Source organism: Kiloniella sp., assembly GCF_048270245.1.
GTDB lineage: Bacteria > Pseudomonadota > Alphaproteobacteria > Kiloniellales > Kiloniellaceae > Kiloniella.
Genome location: NZ_JBLWTH010000006.1, coordinates 84,751 through 98,447 on the forward strand (window position 1 = coordinate 84,751; position 13,697 = coordinate 98,447).

14 protein-coding genes are annotated in these 13,697 nt (G+C 47.3%); 8 read left to right on the forward strand and 6 right to left on the reverse strand.

The genetic code is table 11. The features are described 5' to 3' along the window. Window positions 1-16: 16 nt before the first annotated feature. From ftsY to ACN0W5_RS14505, 5 genes are all read right to left on the reverse strand, one after another. On the reverse strand, window positions 17-958 hold the full coding sequence (ftsY, locus tag ACN0W5_RS14485) for a signal recognition particle-docking protein FtsY (RefSeq protein WP_417432189.1): 942 nt from the start codon (window positions 956-958) through the stop codon (window positions 17-19). A 36-nt stretch (window positions 959-994) separates the two neighbouring features. Beyond that, window positions 995-2,314, reverse strand: a complete 1,320-nt coding sequence (gene mtaB, locus ACN0W5_RS14490) for a tRNA (N(6)-L-threonylcarbamoyladenosine(37)-C(2))-methylthiotransferase MtaB (protein WP_417454941.1) — start codon at window positions 2,312-2,314, stop codon at window positions 995-997. Window positions 2,315-2,385: 71 nt separating this feature from the next. Beyond that, window positions 2,386-3,240, reverse strand: a complete 855-nt coding sequence (locus ACN0W5_RS14495) for a hypothetical protein (protein WP_417454810.1) — start codon at window positions 3,238-3,240, stop codon at window positions 2,386-2,388. 134 nt (window positions 3,241-3,374) lie between these two features. Further along, a complete protein-coding gene (gene dapF, locus ACN0W5_RS14500) occupies window positions 3,375-4,238 on the reverse strand; it encodes a diaminopimelate epimerase (protein ID WP_417454811.1) in 864 nt (287 codons plus the stop codon). 117 nt (window positions 4,239-4,355) lie between these two features. Beyond that, a complete protein-coding gene (locus ACN0W5_RS14505) occupies window positions 4,356-4,808 on the reverse strand; it encodes a PAS domain-containing protein (protein ID WP_417454812.1) in 453 nt (150 codons plus the stop codon). Window positions 4,809-5,212: 404 nt separating this feature from the next. On the opposite strand from ACN0W5_RS14505, the gene ffh reads away from it, so the two are divergent. From ffh to rplS, 5 genes are all read left to right on the forward strand, one after another. After that, window positions 5,213-6,583 (forward strand): signal recognition particle protein, encoded by a 1,371-nt coding sequence (gene ffh / locus ACN0W5_RS14510; protein WP_417454813.1) that lies wholly within the window; start codon window positions 5,213-5,215, stop codon window positions 6,581-6,583. Between the two features lie 73 nt (window positions 6,584-6,656). Next, window positions 6,657-7,043 (forward strand): 30S ribosomal protein S16, encoded by a 387-nt coding sequence (gene rpsP, locus ACN0W5_RS14515; RefSeq protein ID WP_417454814.1) that lies wholly within the window; start codon window positions 6,657-6,659, stop codon window positions 7,041-7,043. A 27-nt stretch (window positions 7,044-7,070) separates the two neighbouring features. Next, window positions 7,071-7,595 carry a ribosome maturation factor RimM gene (gene rimM / locus ACN0W5_RS14520; protein ID WP_417454815.1) on the forward strand — a complete coding sequence of 175 codons (525 nt, stop codon included), beginning with the start codon at window positions 7,071-7,073 and terminating at the stop codon, window positions 7,593-7,595. Between the two features lie 55 nt (window positions 7,596-7,650). Beyond that, entirely contained in the window at window positions 7,651-8,382 is a 732-nt protein-coding gene (trmD, locus tag ACN0W5_RS14525) for a tRNA (guanosine(37)-N1)-methyltransferase TrmD (protein ID WP_417454816.1), read from the forward strand. Window positions 8,383-8,439: 57 nt separating this feature from the next. Further along, window positions 8,440-8,868 (forward strand): 50S ribosomal protein L19, encoded by a 429-nt coding sequence (gene rplS, locus ACN0W5_RS14530; RefSeq protein ID WP_047764988.1) that lies wholly within the window; start codon window positions 8,440-8,442, stop codon window positions 8,866-8,868. 132 nt (window positions 8,869-9,000) lie between these two features. Here rplS and ACN0W5_RS14535 read toward each other — a convergent pair whose 3' ends face one another. Then, window positions 9,001-9,891, reverse strand: coding sequence for a DUF547 domain-containing protein (locus ACN0W5_RS14535; protein ID WP_417454817.1), 891 nt, complete (start codon window positions 9,889-9,891; stop codon window positions 9,001-9,003). A 499-nt stretch (window positions 9,892-10,390) separates the two neighbouring features. Here ACN0W5_RS14535 and leuC point away from each other — a divergent pair, with 499 nt between their 5' ends. The 3 genes from leuC to leuB all read left to right on the forward strand — a co-directional run bounded on the left by leuC (window position 10,391) and on the right by leuB (window position 13,671). Next, window positions 10,391-11,797: a 3-isopropylmalate dehydratase large subunit gene (gene leuC / locus ACN0W5_RS14540; protein ID WP_417454818.1), complete on the forward strand. Its 1,407-nt coding sequence runs from the start codon at window positions 10,391-10,393 to the stop codon at window positions 11,795-11,797. 17 nt (window positions 11,798-11,814) lie between these two features. Next, on the forward strand, window positions 11,815-12,417 hold the full coding sequence (leuD, locus tag ACN0W5_RS14545) for a 3-isopropylmalate dehydratase small subunit (RefSeq protein WP_417454819.1): 603 nt from the start codon (window positions 11,815-11,817) through the stop codon (window positions 12,415-12,417). 141 nt (window positions 12,418-12,558) lie between these two features. Then, complete coding sequence (gene leuB, locus ACN0W5_RS14550; protein WP_417454820.1) at window positions 12,559-13,671, forward strand: 3-isopropylmalate dehydrogenase; 1,113 nt, start codon at window positions 12,559-12,561, stop codon at window positions 13,669-13,671. Window positions 13,672-13,697: the final 26 nt, after the last annotated feature.

The window sequence follows — 13,697 nt, forward strand, 5'->3', positions numbered from 1 at the left end:
GAGGGGGCGCGGCGATTTAGATCTTGTCCAGCCCCATAAGAGAACGTGAAAAATCCTTGGCTGTAAAGGGGCGTAAATCATCGGCGGTTTCACCGACCCCGATAGCATGAACTGGTAGCCCGAACTTTTCTGCTAAAGCGACAAGTATTCCCCCGCGTGCAGAGCCGTCCAATTTAGTCACAACCAAGCCAGTGATATCGACGAGTTCTTTAAAAGTGCCAACCTGTGAAACGGCGTTTTGACCTGTTGTTGCATCCAGTACCAAGACCACGTCGTGGGGGGCATTCTCATCAAGCTTTTTAATAACACGAATGACTTTCTGGAGCTCTGACATTAAATCTGATTTGTTGTGGAGGCGACCGGCAGTATCAATAAGAACAACATCAGCATTTTCAGCCTTCGCACGTTCAATCGCTTCGTAGGCAAGACCTGCTGCATCTGCGCCGGTTTCTTTGGCGACAACCGGGCATCCTGTGCGGTCCCCCCATATCTGTAGCTGTTCTATGGCTGCTGCCCTGAAGGTATCACCTGCGGCAAGCATAACATTGAGGCCCTGAGCTTTGTATTGAGTTGCCAGTTTGCCGATTGTTGTGGTCTTACCGCTACCATTAACGCCGACCATCAAGATAATATGAGGGGACTTGGACCTGTCAACGTTAAGTGGGATTGCAACAGGTTCTAGAATTGTTGCAATGTCTTCTGCGAGTGTTTCTGAAACTTCTAGCGGTTCTACATCTTTGTTAAACCGGGTCTTCGCTAGATTTTCTGTTAATTTTGTTGCGGTTGCGACGCCTAAATCAGAAGTGATCAAAAGCTCTTCCAGCTCTTCGATACTCTCGTCGTCCAATTTCTTCTTGGTAAAGATTCCGCCAATACCGTCACCCAGCTTAGAGGACGAACGGCTAAGTCCAGCTTTCAGGCGGGAAAACCAGCCACCTTTTTTCTTATCTTCGCTCATTTGGAGGATCGCTCTTTTTGTGGTGTTTGTAATAGATTATTGAGGCATCTTATTGCTGGATATCTGGGCTCTGGCGGTGTCGGCTGCTTTTGTTCCTAAGGGGTAGGCATGCAGCTTTCCATCACGAACATCTGCAATGTACACAGGAACGACTTGTCCGGAAAGATCTCCTTCCAGTGCATCAACTTGTACAGGTGCATAGTGTTCTGTTCGGCCGAACCCGTTCTTTTCAATTAGGACCTGTGCTGTCGTACCCACTCTACCCTGCATAAAAAGATTCTCCGCTTTTTGTCCGGCACCCCTTAAGCGTGCAGCCCGTTCTTTACGAAGATTACCCGGAACTTGAGGCATTTTTGCTGCAGGTGTTCCCGGGCGCTCGGAATAGGGGAATACATGTAAATAGGTCAGGCCCAGCTCTTCAACCAGACGATAGGTGTTTTCGAACATTTCATCGGTTTCAGTTGGAAAACCAGCAATGATATCTGCACCGAAAACAACATCTGGACGTAGTTCTCGGGCTTTGACCACCATGTCGATGACGTCTTGTCTTAGGTGCCGCCGTTTCATCCGCTTGAGAACCATGTCATCACCTGCCTGCAAAGAAATATGCAAGTGGGGCATGATTCGTGGTTCTTCACTGAACAGTCTGTAGGTATCTTCGTCAATCTCAACAGGATCAAGAGAAGAAAGCCTAAGGCGTTTGAGTTCTGGTACTTGAGCCAATAATCTGCGGGTCATCTGGCCAAGGGTTGGTTTTCCCGGTAGGTCCAGTCCATAGTCGGTGATATCAACCCCGGTCAAAACGACTTCTTGCACGCCATTGTTAACCAAGGTTCTGACTTGTTCGGTAATTGCTCCGATTGGGACAGAGCGATTGTTGCCGCGACCAAAAGGAATGATACAAAAGGTACAGCGGTGATTACAGCCTTGCTGGATTTGAACAAAAGCGCGTGTATGTTCTTCAAAACCATGAACAAGATGAGCCGCCGTTTCTGTGGCTTCCATAATGTCATTTACGGAAACCTTGGCGTTTGGATCTAGGTCAAAACTTTCGCGCTTTAATTTTTCTTCGTTGCCCATAACATGATCAACCTCTGCCATATTGGCGTAGAGGTCGGGATTAATCTGGGCAGCACATCCCGTAACAATGATCTTTGCATCAGGGTTCGTGCGGCGTGCTTTACGAATACTTTGTCTTGCTTGGCGTTCAGCTTCGGTTGTTACCGCGCACGTATTGAAGATTATAGTGTCTGACAGTCCGGCTTCGCGGGCATGCTGACGCATTACCTCGGACTCATAGGTGTTAAGTCGGCAACCAAAAGTAACAATCTTTGGATCTGTCAGATTCTTTGTCATGCCCGCTTTATGAACGATCACGCAAGCCTTGTCCAGCAACGGCTATGCAAGCCAGCTATGCTGGAGGAAGGCTAGTTTGTGCTATTGGAAGCTTGCTTCTGTTCAATGGAAATACGGTGTTGAATATATTGCCAAATTTTGGGTGTTTCTTTTTCTCTGAAGCAACGGCTCCAAGGATAGCCATGAAAGTCAGAAATGCCACAGTCTTCCGGGGTTTGAACGAGTAGGGTGATGTTCTTCATATTTTCCATAAAATCAAGATCTTCTGGCGGTGCGATTGTGTCGCCTTCGAAGGCGTAAACCAACCCGGATTTTTCCGTTGCTTGTTCTATCGTTGATTTCCAGATTTGATAGTAAGGTGCCAGGTCGTCTGATTCTTTACTTTCGCCCGTATAGGCAAAGCCGTATCCCGGGGCTGAAACGACGAATCCGTTAAAAGAATCCGGTATATCTGCTGCAGCAATCAGGGTGGTTGACGCGCCCCCTGAATGACCTAACAAAAATGTTCTATCGGGAGTAACCCCATGGCGTTTAAACCTTTCCAAAAGAAGTTCTAGTTCGACACTTCTTTTGAAATAACGGGACTCACCCGGGGCTTTCCCGCTTACTTGTTGAGAGCATAGATAGAAAATTACAGTGTTGTCGTGTTGACGCACAATTGCACGTGCGTAAGACGGAATTGATTCAGGGTAACACTTTTGCCCGTGCCCACCGTTACTGGTGCCGTGATTATAGATAAACAGAATGGCCTTATCCGGATTTGGAATATTTCGTTCCATTTCCTTTACAAAATCAATATTCCGAAGCGGGGTAAAGTTGTGCCCAATCGCAAAGGCCCCGTAGGGATCTTCAATTTTATCGGATTTTGTTGTCTGACATGCCGTAAGTGTGGTGAGACAGAAAGCGATAATCAATATAGTTTTCATTAAATTCCCCTGAATTGATAAGAAAAATGTACATCTTTAAGGGGAAATGCAATGAGAAAGTTAGCGTCAACTGCCTTTCTGTTCGTGCCGAGGAGAGAGTAGTTTCTATGTGTTATGTTTTTTTGATTTTTTATCTATTTAGATAGTTGTAAAAGTTCGGGGGAAATTTGCCCTTCGAATGCCTTTGAAACGGGGCCGGTCATAAGAACCGTGCCGTCTTCTTGCCAATGGATATACAGGGGGCCGCCATCAAGGTCGACTTGTACTTTTTTGCCTGTTAATCCGCGTCTGGCTGAAGCCACTGCCGCGGCACAGGCCCCTGAACCACAGGCAGAGGTTATGCCTACACCCCGTTCAAACACACGTAACCGGATATGGTTTTCATCGACTAAAGAGGCCACACTGATATTGGCCTGCTCGGGAAAAAGAGGGTGGTGTTCCAAGCGAGGTCCGAGAGCTTCGAGTTCAATAGCCTCAGCGTCTTCAACAAAGAAAACGGCGTGTGGATTTCCCATGTTGACACAAACAGGGTTGCGTAACGGGGGGAGTTTTATGCCTGTGTTAAGAGTGTCTCTTTCTTCTGCAAGCGGGATATCTTTCCAATCCAGGAGCGCAGGCCCCATATTTGCGGTAATTAGACCATTCGCTTCTTTGCTGACATGTAGTAAACCTGCAAGTGTTTCTATGGTGACGTTATCTTTTTCTGCTTCATCCATGAGTAATGAGGCAATGCAGCGGGTAGCATTGCCACAAGCGCCGACTTCACTGCCATCGGCATTTTTTATGCGCATGAAGGCATTGGCTTCAGGCTTAGAGCTTTTTTCAATTATAATGAATTGATCACACCCAATGCCAAAACGACGATCCGCGATCAGGCGTGATTGGTCTTTCGTTGGGGTGAAGACTTCTTCGCGAGCATCAATGACAACAAAATCGTTGCCGAGGCCATGCATTTTGGTAAAGGATCTACCGCTCATTTCGTACTCATCTGAAGGCATTGTTGCCCCAGAGTGTCTATTCACTGAGGCTTTGCGTCGTTAATCAGGTATAAGATAAAGGGTAATCTGTCTATTTAAAAGCGTACAAGGTTATGGATGTCGAAGTATTAAGGTGAATTAATCAGTTGTTTTGTGTGTATAGGTAACGCCGACGAGTAACATGTCGACGTTTATACCGTCTCTGGCTAAGGGAAGAATCAAATCTTCCATTTCCACGATATCTTGTTTTGGTCCGATATATGGGGTGTAGGGGAAGACAGGCCCACGTGTCTCGACAGCCTTTTTGCAATTATCCCATATTCTGCTGGGGGGCTTTTGGTGATCTAGCGTACTCATCCATCGGCTTGTGAGGTCTTCTTTTAGATAAGCAGATATATGTGTCCCAATTAGCCTGTATCTGAAATCGAGTGGATCAGTTTGCACATCAAGTAATATTAGGTGAGGCAAAAATTCAGCCATTTCAGCTGGATCAATATCATGCCTGGCAGGCAACATGCTTGGAGGAGCTTTGCTTAGCCAGTAATCGTAAAGTTTTTTGATCGGTTGGGTTTTTATATTAATTTCTAGCATGCCGACTCTTTTCCTGAATCAGATGTAGATTTGATGTTTTCAATGTGTAAAGTTCGCATGTTGGCATCAGAAGGCATTGTTTTTTATATTTATTTGCCGTGTATAATTAGCTGTGATGCAAAAATTGACAACTGACGAATGATTGTATTTCTTGGTGTAATGACACTTGGCGACTCCAAAGTATTGGAAAACTGGGCTCTCTAGGATCTGATTTGCTGAAAAGACTTGACCTGATCACTGGTTTTTTATAGGTTCCGCTCAAATATCTGCAAAAGTTTAAGTGCATAAGCTCTAAGGAGCTCCGCCAGTCCGCGAGTATCGCGCACTGGCGTAAGTTGCGTTTGGCCTTTGGGGTTACCGTTTCCAGCCATGTTGGCTGGATGATTGAGGGAAAGAGGAACAGTATGTTCGATAGCTTACAGGATCGTCTGGGATCAGTCTTTGACAAGCTGAAGCGCCGTGGTGCATTGAGCGAGGCTGACGTTACAGCTGCTCTGCGCGAAGTGCGTGTTGCTTTGCTTGAAGCTGACGTGGCGTTACCTGTGGTCAAAGACTTTATCGAAAAGGTAAAGGGTGAAGCTGTCGGCCAGGATGTTCTGAAGTCTGTGACCCCGGGGCAGATGGTCGTAAAGATCGTCAACGATCAGCTCAGCGAGATGTTGGGTGCAGACCACGTTGCTCTTAATCTACAGGTGACACCGCCTGCCGTCATTATGATGGTTGGTCTGCAAGGATCTGGTAAGACCACATCGACGGCTAAAATATCTAAGCGCCTGACCGAAAAAGAACGCAAGAAGGTCCTGATGGCTTCTCTCGACGTTCGCCGTCCGGCTGCCCAAGAACAGCTGGCTGTTCTTGGGGCGCAAATCGGCGTGAGAACCTTGAATATTGTTCCCGGTGAGCAACCTGTCGCTATTGCCAAACGTGCGGTCCAAACCGGTGCGCTCGAAGGTTTCGATGTTGTTATGCTCGATACCGCAGGGCGTTTGGCTATTGACGAAGAGTTGATGGGCGAAGTTGCAAGTGTTCGGGATGCCGCCAAGCCAGCAGAAACATTGCTGGTAGCTGATGCCATGACAGGTCAGGATGCGGTTACTGTTGCTGATACCTTTAATCAAAAAATTGGATTAAGTGGTATCGTGATGACCCGTATGGATGGTGATGCCCGCGGTGGTGCGGCATTGTCTATGCGTGCGGTAACCGGATGTCCGATCAAGTTAATTGGTGTCGGTGAAAAGCTCGAAGAACTAGAAGATTTCCATCCTTCGCGTGTTGCCTCTCGTATTTTAGGCATGGGCGACGTGGTTTCCTTGGTCGAAAAGGCTGCTGAATCCTTTGAAGAGGAAGAAGCTGCCAAACTTGCCGAGAAAATGAAGAAGGGTAAGTTTGATCTGAATGACTTGGCGTCTCAGCTTAAACAAATGCAAAAAATGGGTGGCATGTCGAGCCTGTTGAACATGCTTCCGGGTATGAACTCCGCCCAGATGAAGAAATTGAAAGATGCCAAAGTTGACGACAAGATTATCAATCGTCAATTGGCTATCATTTCATCAATGACACCTCATGAACGTGAAAAACCTGAAGTTATCAAAGCAAAGCGGAGAACCCGTATTGCGAATGGTTCCGGCACTTCGGTTCAAGATGTGAATAAGCTTCTAAAGCAACAGCAGGAAGCTGCCCGCATGATGAAGAAGGTCCAAAAAATGGGCAAGAAAGGCATGATGCGGGGTGGGTTGCAAAACCTGATGCCTCCTGGGATGGGCTTCCCTAAATAAGGGACGACCACGAAAGAGTGCTTCTGAGTAAATTGAGTATTATTAAGTTTAGTGTTTAACAAGAGGAACTGAAATGGCTGTAAAAATTCGCCTAGCCCGTGGCGGCGCCAAAAAGCGTCCATACTACCGTATCGTAGTTGCCGACGTTCGTGCTCCACGTGATGGTCGCTTCATCGAAAAGGTTGGCGCCTATAATCCAATGGTACCAAAAGATCACCCAGAGCGTCTGATCTTGGACGAAGATCGCGTTAAGTACTGGTTGTCTACTGGTGCTCAACCTACAGATCGCGTTGCGCGTTTCTTGGGTAATCTTGGTCTTACTGAAAAGCGTGCTGTTCCAGAACAGACCAAGAAAAGTCAGATGAAAGCGAAAGCAAAAGAACGTCTGGAAGAAAAGCGTATGGCTGCAGAAGCAGCAGCTGAAGAAGCTGCTGCTTCCGAAGAAAGCGCAGCTGAGTAATTCGGCAAACTTAGGATTTCTTAGCTCATGGCTTCAAACCACGAAGATAGAATTTGTGTAGGTGTGATTGCTGGTGCGCACGGTGTGCGTGGCGGGGTGAAGGTCAAAAGCTACACCGAAATTCCTGAAGACGTGGCGGCATTTGGACCGGTGATGGATGATACGGGCAACCGTCTCAAAATTACCGTAACAGGCCAGGCCAAGGGTACTGTTCTTACGCGGATTGAGGGTGTGAAGGATCGTGATCGCGCCCAAGAAATGCGAGGAACAAAATTGTATGTTAACCGTGATCTTCTACCGAAACTGACGGAAGACGACGAATATTACTATTCTGATCTCGTAGGCCTTAAGGTCGAGAACGCTCAGGGAGTGGCTCTTGGCACTGTAAAAGGTGTCTTCGATTTCGGCGCTGGGGATATTCTTGAATTTGTCAGTGACAGTGGGCAATCGGAAATGGTCAGCTTTACTGAAAGCTCTGTTCCGGTTGTGGACCTCGAAGGGCAGCGTATCGTTGTTGATATGCCCGAAGTTGTTCTGGGTCGGGAAGACTAGGGATCAAGATCTATGATCTTATTTCTGTGTCTTTCAAACGAGGTTGCTCGACAGGATGTTGGATAACGTGTCAGCCAACTGGAAAGCAACAGTACTTTCGCTCCATCCGGAAATGTTTCCGGGCTCACTGGGATTATCCCTAGCGGGCAAGGCCCTTGAAAAAGGGATCTGGGAGTTGGAAAAGGTAGACATTCGCAATTTTGCGTATGATAAACACCGTACTGTTGATGCCATCCCCTTTGGGGGAGGTGCTGGTTTGGTAATGCGTCCGGATATTGTTGATGCGGCTTTGGACTCTGTGGCTGGCAATGCTGGTCCGGTTATCTATCTCTCGCCGCGCGGACGGCTTTTGGACCAGAGCCTGGTCAAAGAGCTAGCGGCAGGACCCGGGGTAACTCTCTTATGTGGGCGTTACGAAGGGATCGATCAGCGGGTCTTGGACGCGCGTGAAGTGATAGAGGTTTCGGTTGGTGATTACATCCTGTCCGGTGGTGAACAGGCGGCATTAATCCTTATGGATGCTGTCATCAGGTTATTGCCGGGGGTTATGGGAAACAAGGAATCCGCAGACGAAGAATCGTTTGAGACTGGGTTACTGGAATATCCGCTCTATACGCGACCTGCCGAATGGCAAGATCGCAAGGTGCCCGAGGTTCTTTCCTCTGGCCACCATGGAAAGATAAAGCAGTGGCGTCAGGAACAGGCGGAAAAAATTACCAGGGAACGACGCCCGGATTTGTGGGAAAAGTACCTGGATAAACGTAACGATACCAAGCTGGGCCGTTAGGTCCGTTGAAAAGTTAAACGGGTCATTGGCCCCAATAGAATGGTAGAGGATAGAAACATGAATGTAATCGAGAAGCTGGAAGCTGATCAGGTTGCCAAACTTACAGATGGCAAAAAAGTTACCGAGTTTGCTGCTGGTGATACCGTCCGCGTAAACGTTAAAGTTGTTGAGGGTACACGTGAACGTATCCAGGCATTTGAAGGCGTATGTATTGCACGTAAAAATGCTGGCCTGAACTCTTCTTTCACTGTTCGTAAGATTTCTTACGGTGAAGGCGTTGAGCGTGTATTCCCACTTTACAGCCCACGTGTTGATTCAGTTGAGTTGATCCGTCGCGGTGATGTGCGTCGTGCGAAGCTTTACTACCTGCGTGGTCGTCGTGGTAAATCTGCACGTATCGCAGAAAAAACAACTGGTGCTGCTGGTAAAGCTGCTGCTGCGGATCGCGCTGATAAAGCTGCTGCTAAGGCAGCTGCTAAAAAGTAAGCGGTTCGACAGGCTGTCGACGAAGAAATTTCTCGTCGATCAGAAATTATAAAAAAGGGTGCCTTGCGGCGCCCTTTTTTATTAGTTCTATTTCATAGTCGATTTTGGTTTTACAAAGAAATCAGAGGCTTTTCAGGATCCTGTTGAAGCCGTGGCGACGATGGGAACAGAGTTCAAATCCCAGTTATAGGTATGGTTTTCGATAGAGCGGATTTTCATCAGCTCTTTTTGGCGTTCTTTCGAGGCGTAGGTACGCAGATGATCCAGCACAGATGCATCGCTGCCGCCAAAGTCATCTTTGAACCAAACATAAATGCTGGAAACAACAGCTTCGTTATTTTCGCCGATGCTTACTGCACGCGGGTGGTCAATGAAACGTTGAGCCGCTGCTGTTAACTGGGTATCGAACTCTGTGGCTGTGATGGCTTCATTGGGAAGATCGGGACAGCCGAGTGATGCGCAGTTGAGCACATAATGGACGCGTGGATCTTTCCAGCCCGGACGTAGGATGCCGTGTTCTATATCATTCAGGGAAACTTTCTCTCCTTCTATACGGAGAAGTTTCTTTCCCCATGGACCAGATGCAAATAGTCCTGGTGAAATATTGATGTCCCGGATACTTTCAAGGGGCATGTGTTCCAAAATCAAATTTACGGTTGCTGCATTGTATAGGTTAATCCAATAGGCCAGTTGTTGGTCCCTGTTAAGGTTCTTGACCTTGATACTTTGCAGGTATTCCAGATGTTCTTTGAGCGCCAAATGGTCATCAAGATCGACGCGGTGGTAAGCAATCCGTGCGATACCGTCAAAGCTCTCTTCACGATACTTTCGAATAAAATTGTTCCATTTGCTCTGACTAACAGTTTCAGTACTTTCAGCACTAAAATCTGCCCATCGAGGAATAAGGTTGGAGCTTGGGGCAAAAAGCGACTCGAAGGGGCTGAAGCCACTGGTGAAGACCAGTATTATCATCGCCAAGGGCACAGCCAGTTGTCTGGAGAATCTCTGTGTAAAACTGGCCATATTAATAAATCCCACTTCTGCCGAAAACTTAATCTAAAAGTATATTGTCATGAACATATGTACTTATTATGGGCAGACTGAGACCATTTGGTGAGTGTTCGTCCAGTAACAATCCTGTGGCATAAATGGTCAATGGCTGTGAAGATGATTAATAATTATCTGTTATTAAAGCCATTTTTCCTCACAATGGCTTCACTTTATCTGTGAGGTGAGCTGCGTGCAAAAATGGCGATATTTAGAAAGTTGAGCAATTTCTCTCTATATTAAAGTATGTGATTCGCAGGCCAAACGTGAAATTTTCTTATAGAATCGTCATAAAAACAGATTCAATCGTTCTAAAGGACTTTTCGCCGCACTGCGGAAGCGCTATGCTCCGCCCGAAACTAGTAAGAAAACTGCTTGGCCGCTGTTAGAGGTTTAGCCTCGTTGACAGGGCTTGTTTAGGTGGAAATAGCCACCAAAAAAATTACGCAGTAAAATATACGAGGACGATGTTAGGATGAGTAACCCGCGTACCCTTTTCGAAAAGATTTGGGATAGCCATCTGGTTGACCGTCAAGAAGACGGCACCTGTTTGCTTTATATTGATCGCCACTTGGTGCACGAAGTCACAAGCCCGCAGGCATTTGAAGGACTTCGTATGGCTGGACGTAAGGTTCGCCGCCCGGAAAATACACTTGCTGTTCCCGACCACAACGTACCGACATCTGGTCGTGCACAGGGAATTGCCGATGAAGAAAGCCGCATTCAAGTTGAAACGCTTTCCAGTAACTGTGAAGAGTTTGGCGTGCAGCTGTTTGGCATGGATGATGTCCGTCAGGGCGTCGTGCATATTATCGGCCCAGAGCAGGGCTTTACCCTGCCGGGAATGACAATTGTTTGTGGTGACAGTCACACAGCGACGCACGGTGCATTTGGGTCACTTGCTTTTGGTATCGGAACATCCGAAGTTGAACATGTTCTGGCGACGCAAACGCTGATCCAGAAACCAGCCAAGACAATGCGTATCACTGTCGAAGGTGATTTACTGCCGGGCGTTACCGCGAAGGACATGGTGTTGCACATTATTGGTGTCATCGGTACTGCGGGTGGTACAGGCTATGTGATCGAATATGCTGGTGAAGCTATGCGTAAGCTTTCTATGGAAGGCCGGATGACGATCTGTAACATGTCAATCGAAGCTGGCGCTCGCGCAGGTTTGATTGCACCTGATGAGACAACATTTGAATATATCAAAGGCCGCCCAATGGCCCCGAAAGCGGGTAACTGGGAACAGGCTGTTGAATATTGGAAGACCCTGCCTTCTGATGAAGGTGCGACTTATGATAAAGAAGTTGTCATCAAGGCCGCAGATATTGAACCACAGGTTACCTGGGGTACTTCGCCGGAAGACGTGGTTGGTATTTCTGCCGTTGTACCTGGACCGTCTGATGGTCGTGACGACAACAAAAAATCAGCGATTGAACGTTCCCTTGAATACATGGATCTCAAAGCTGGTCAGGCGATTAAAGAAATTGCGATTGATAAAGTCTTTATTGGGTCCTGTACAAATGGACGTATTGAAGATTTGCGCGAAGTGGCGCGTATCGCAAAAGGCCGCAAGGTTGCCGATAGTGTTTATGCGATGATTGTTCCCGGATCTGGCTTGGTTAAAATTCAAGCAGAAGAAGAAGGTCTTGATGAGATCTTTACCGAAGCTGGTTTTGACTGGCGCGAGCCGGGTTGTTCAATGTGTCTGGCGATGAATGCTGACCGTCTGTCACCGGGCGAGCGTTGTGCATCTACATCAAACCGTAACTTCGAAGGTCGTCAGGGCCGCGGCGGTCGTACACATCTGGTAAGTCCGGCAATGGCAGCTGTTGCTGCGATCGCGGGTCATTTCGATGATGTTCGCAAATACGACTAAGCAAAGGATTACAGAGTATGGATAAGTTTACATCACTCACCTCTGTGGCGGCTCCCTTGCCATTGGTGAACATCGATACGGATATGATTATCCCGAAACAGTTTTTGAAAACTGTTAAACGTACAGGTCTGAAAGCTGGTCTGTTCTATGAACTACGAACGGATGAAGAGGGTAATCCTGTTGATTTCGTTCTGGACGAACCTGCCTATAAAGAAGCGCAAATTTTGGTGACAGGCGATAACTTTGGCTGTGGTTCTTCTCGTGAACATGCGCCGTGGGCACTTTTGGATCAGGGCATTCGCTGTGTTATTGCGCCAAGCTTTGCAGATATCTTTTATAACAATTGCTTTAAGAACGGTATCTTGCCAATCGCTTTGCCACAGGAAGATGTGGACAAGTTGATGGATGATGCGAAACGTGGGGCAAATGCTGTCGTTTCCGTTGATTTAGAGACACAGGAAATCAAAGGTCCGGATGGCGGGACACTTACTTTTGAAGTTGATGCTCACCGTAAACATTGTTTGCTGAATGGTCTGGACGATATTGGTCTGACTTTTGAAAAGGCGGCACATATTGATACGTTTGAAAATAAGCGTAAAGCGACGCAGCCTTGGCTGTAAGAATTTGATGGGGGCCGTTTATGGCCCTCATTTTTTGTGAAAAGGCCCTGAGGTATTGCTGAGATTACCTCGTGAGCCTGTGTTTATAGAAAGGCTGGCAATCGCCAGTCTTCTCTTTGTAAAAAATTCGGAAGAAGAAACATGGCATCTAATAAAAATCTATTGATTCTCCCCGGGGATGGAATCGGTCCTGAAGTTATGCGTGAAGTCCGTCGCGTTGTGGATTGGATGGACAAGCGTCGTGCAGTGACCTTTGATATCGACGAAGATTTGGTCGGTGGTTCTGCGATTGATAAGCACGGTGTTCCCCTGGCTGATGAAACAATGGATAAGGCAATGGAAGCCGATGCCGTGTTATTGGGTGCCGTAGGTGGTCCGCAGTGGGATAATCTTGATTTTTCTATCAAGCCTGAACGCGGCCTTTTGCGTTTACGTAAGGAAATGGAACTTTTTGCCAACTTGCGTCCGGCGCTTTGTTTTGATGCGCTGGTTGATTCTTCATCCCTAAAGCCAGAGCTGGTTTCTGGTCTGGATATCATGATCGTGCGCGAACTGACTGGTGGCGTTTACTTTGGTGAACCGCGTGGTATCGAAGATCTCGGCAATGGTGAGCGTCGCGGTATCAACACGCAAGTTTACACAACATCTGAAATTCGCCGTGTTGCCGAGGTTGCTTTTGATCTCGCACGTAAACGTGACAGTCGGGTTTGTTCTGTTGAAAAAGCCAACGTTATGGAATCAGGCCTGTTATGGCGTGAAGAAGTAACCAAGCTGCATGGTGAAGGCTTTGACGATATTGAGCTGTCTCATATGTATGCTGATAACTGTTCTATGCAGCTGGTACGTACCCCAAAACAATTCGATGTTATCCTGACTGATAACCTGTTTGGTGACATGTTGTCAGATACGGCGGCAATGCTGACGGGCTCCCTTGGGATGCTGCCATCTGCGTCTTTAGGCGCGACGGATGAAACGGGGCGCCGCAAAGCAATGTACGAGCCTGTGCACGGATCTGCACCGGATATCGCTGGTGAAAACAAAGCGAACCCGCTGGCGACCATTCTCTCCTTTGCCATGAACCTGCGCTATTCCTTCGATATGGGCGATGAAGCCGATCTGATTGAAAACGGCGTGAACAAAGTTCTGGCATCTGGTAAACGCACAGGTGACATCATGGCTGCTGGTTGTGAAATTGTCTCCACCGAAGGCATGGGTGATGCTCTTCTTCGTGCTTTAGACGAACAAGCTGCTTAATTCCTTAGATTTAAGCTAAGTATTTT

What these genes read in the sequence shown, in the direction of transcription:
- ftsY (WP_417432189.1), bottom strand. Translation starts at nt 958, where the DNA reads ATGAGCGAAGATAAGAAAAAAGGTGGCTGGTTTTCCCGCCTGAAAGCT.
- rplS (WP_047764988.1), top strand. Translation starts at nt 8,440, where the DNA reads ATGAATGTAATCGAGAAGCTGGAAGCTGATCAGGTTGCCAAACTTACA.
- ACN0W5_RS14535 (WP_417454817.1), bottom strand. Translation starts at nt 9,891, where the DNA reads ATGGCCAGTTTTACACAGAGATTCTCCAGACAACTGGCTGTGCCCTTG.
- ACN0W5_RS14505 (WP_417454812.1), bottom strand. Translation starts at nt 4,808, where the DNA reads ATGCTAGAAATTAATATAAAAACCCAACCGATCAAAAAACTTTACGAT.
- rimM (WP_417454815.1), top strand. Translation starts at nt 7,071, where the DNA reads ATGGCTTCAAACCACGAAGATAGAATTTGTGTAGGTGTGATTGCTGGT.
- ACN0W5_RS14495 (WP_417454810.1), bottom strand. Translation starts at nt 3,240, where the DNA reads ATGAAAACTATATTGATTATCGCTTTCTGTCTCACCACACTTACGGCA.
- dapF (WP_417454811.1), bottom strand. Translation starts at nt 4,238, where the DNA reads ATGCCTTCAGATGAGTACGAAATGAGCGGTAGATCCTTTACCAAAATG.
- trmD (WP_417454816.1), top strand. Translation starts at nt 7,651, where the DNA reads ATGTTGGATAACGTGTCAGCCAACTGGAAAGCAACAGTACTTTCGCTC.
- ffh (WP_417454813.1), top strand. Translation starts at nt 5,213, where the DNA reads ATGTTCGATAGCTTACAGGATCGTCTGGGATCAGTCTTTGACAAGCTG.
- leuD (WP_417454819.1), top strand. Translation starts at nt 11,815, where the DNA reads ATGGATAAGTTTACATCACTCACCTCTGTGGCGGCTCCCTTGCCATTG.
- mtaB (WP_417454941.1), bottom strand. Translation starts at nt 2,314, where the DNA reads ATGACAAAGAATCTGACAGATCCAAAGATTGTTACTTTTGGTTGCCGA.
- rpsP (WP_417454814.1), top strand. Translation starts at nt 6,657, where the DNA reads ATGGCTGTAAAAATTCGCCTAGCCCGTGGCGGCGCCAAAAAGCGTCCA.
- leuB (WP_417454820.1), top strand. Translation starts at nt 12,559, where the DNA reads ATGGCATCTAATAAAAATCTATTGATTCTCCCCGGGGATGGAATCGGT.
- leuC (WP_417454818.1), top strand. Translation starts at nt 10,391, where the DNA reads ATGAGTAACCCGCGTACCCTTTTCGAAAAGATTTGGGATAGCCATCTG.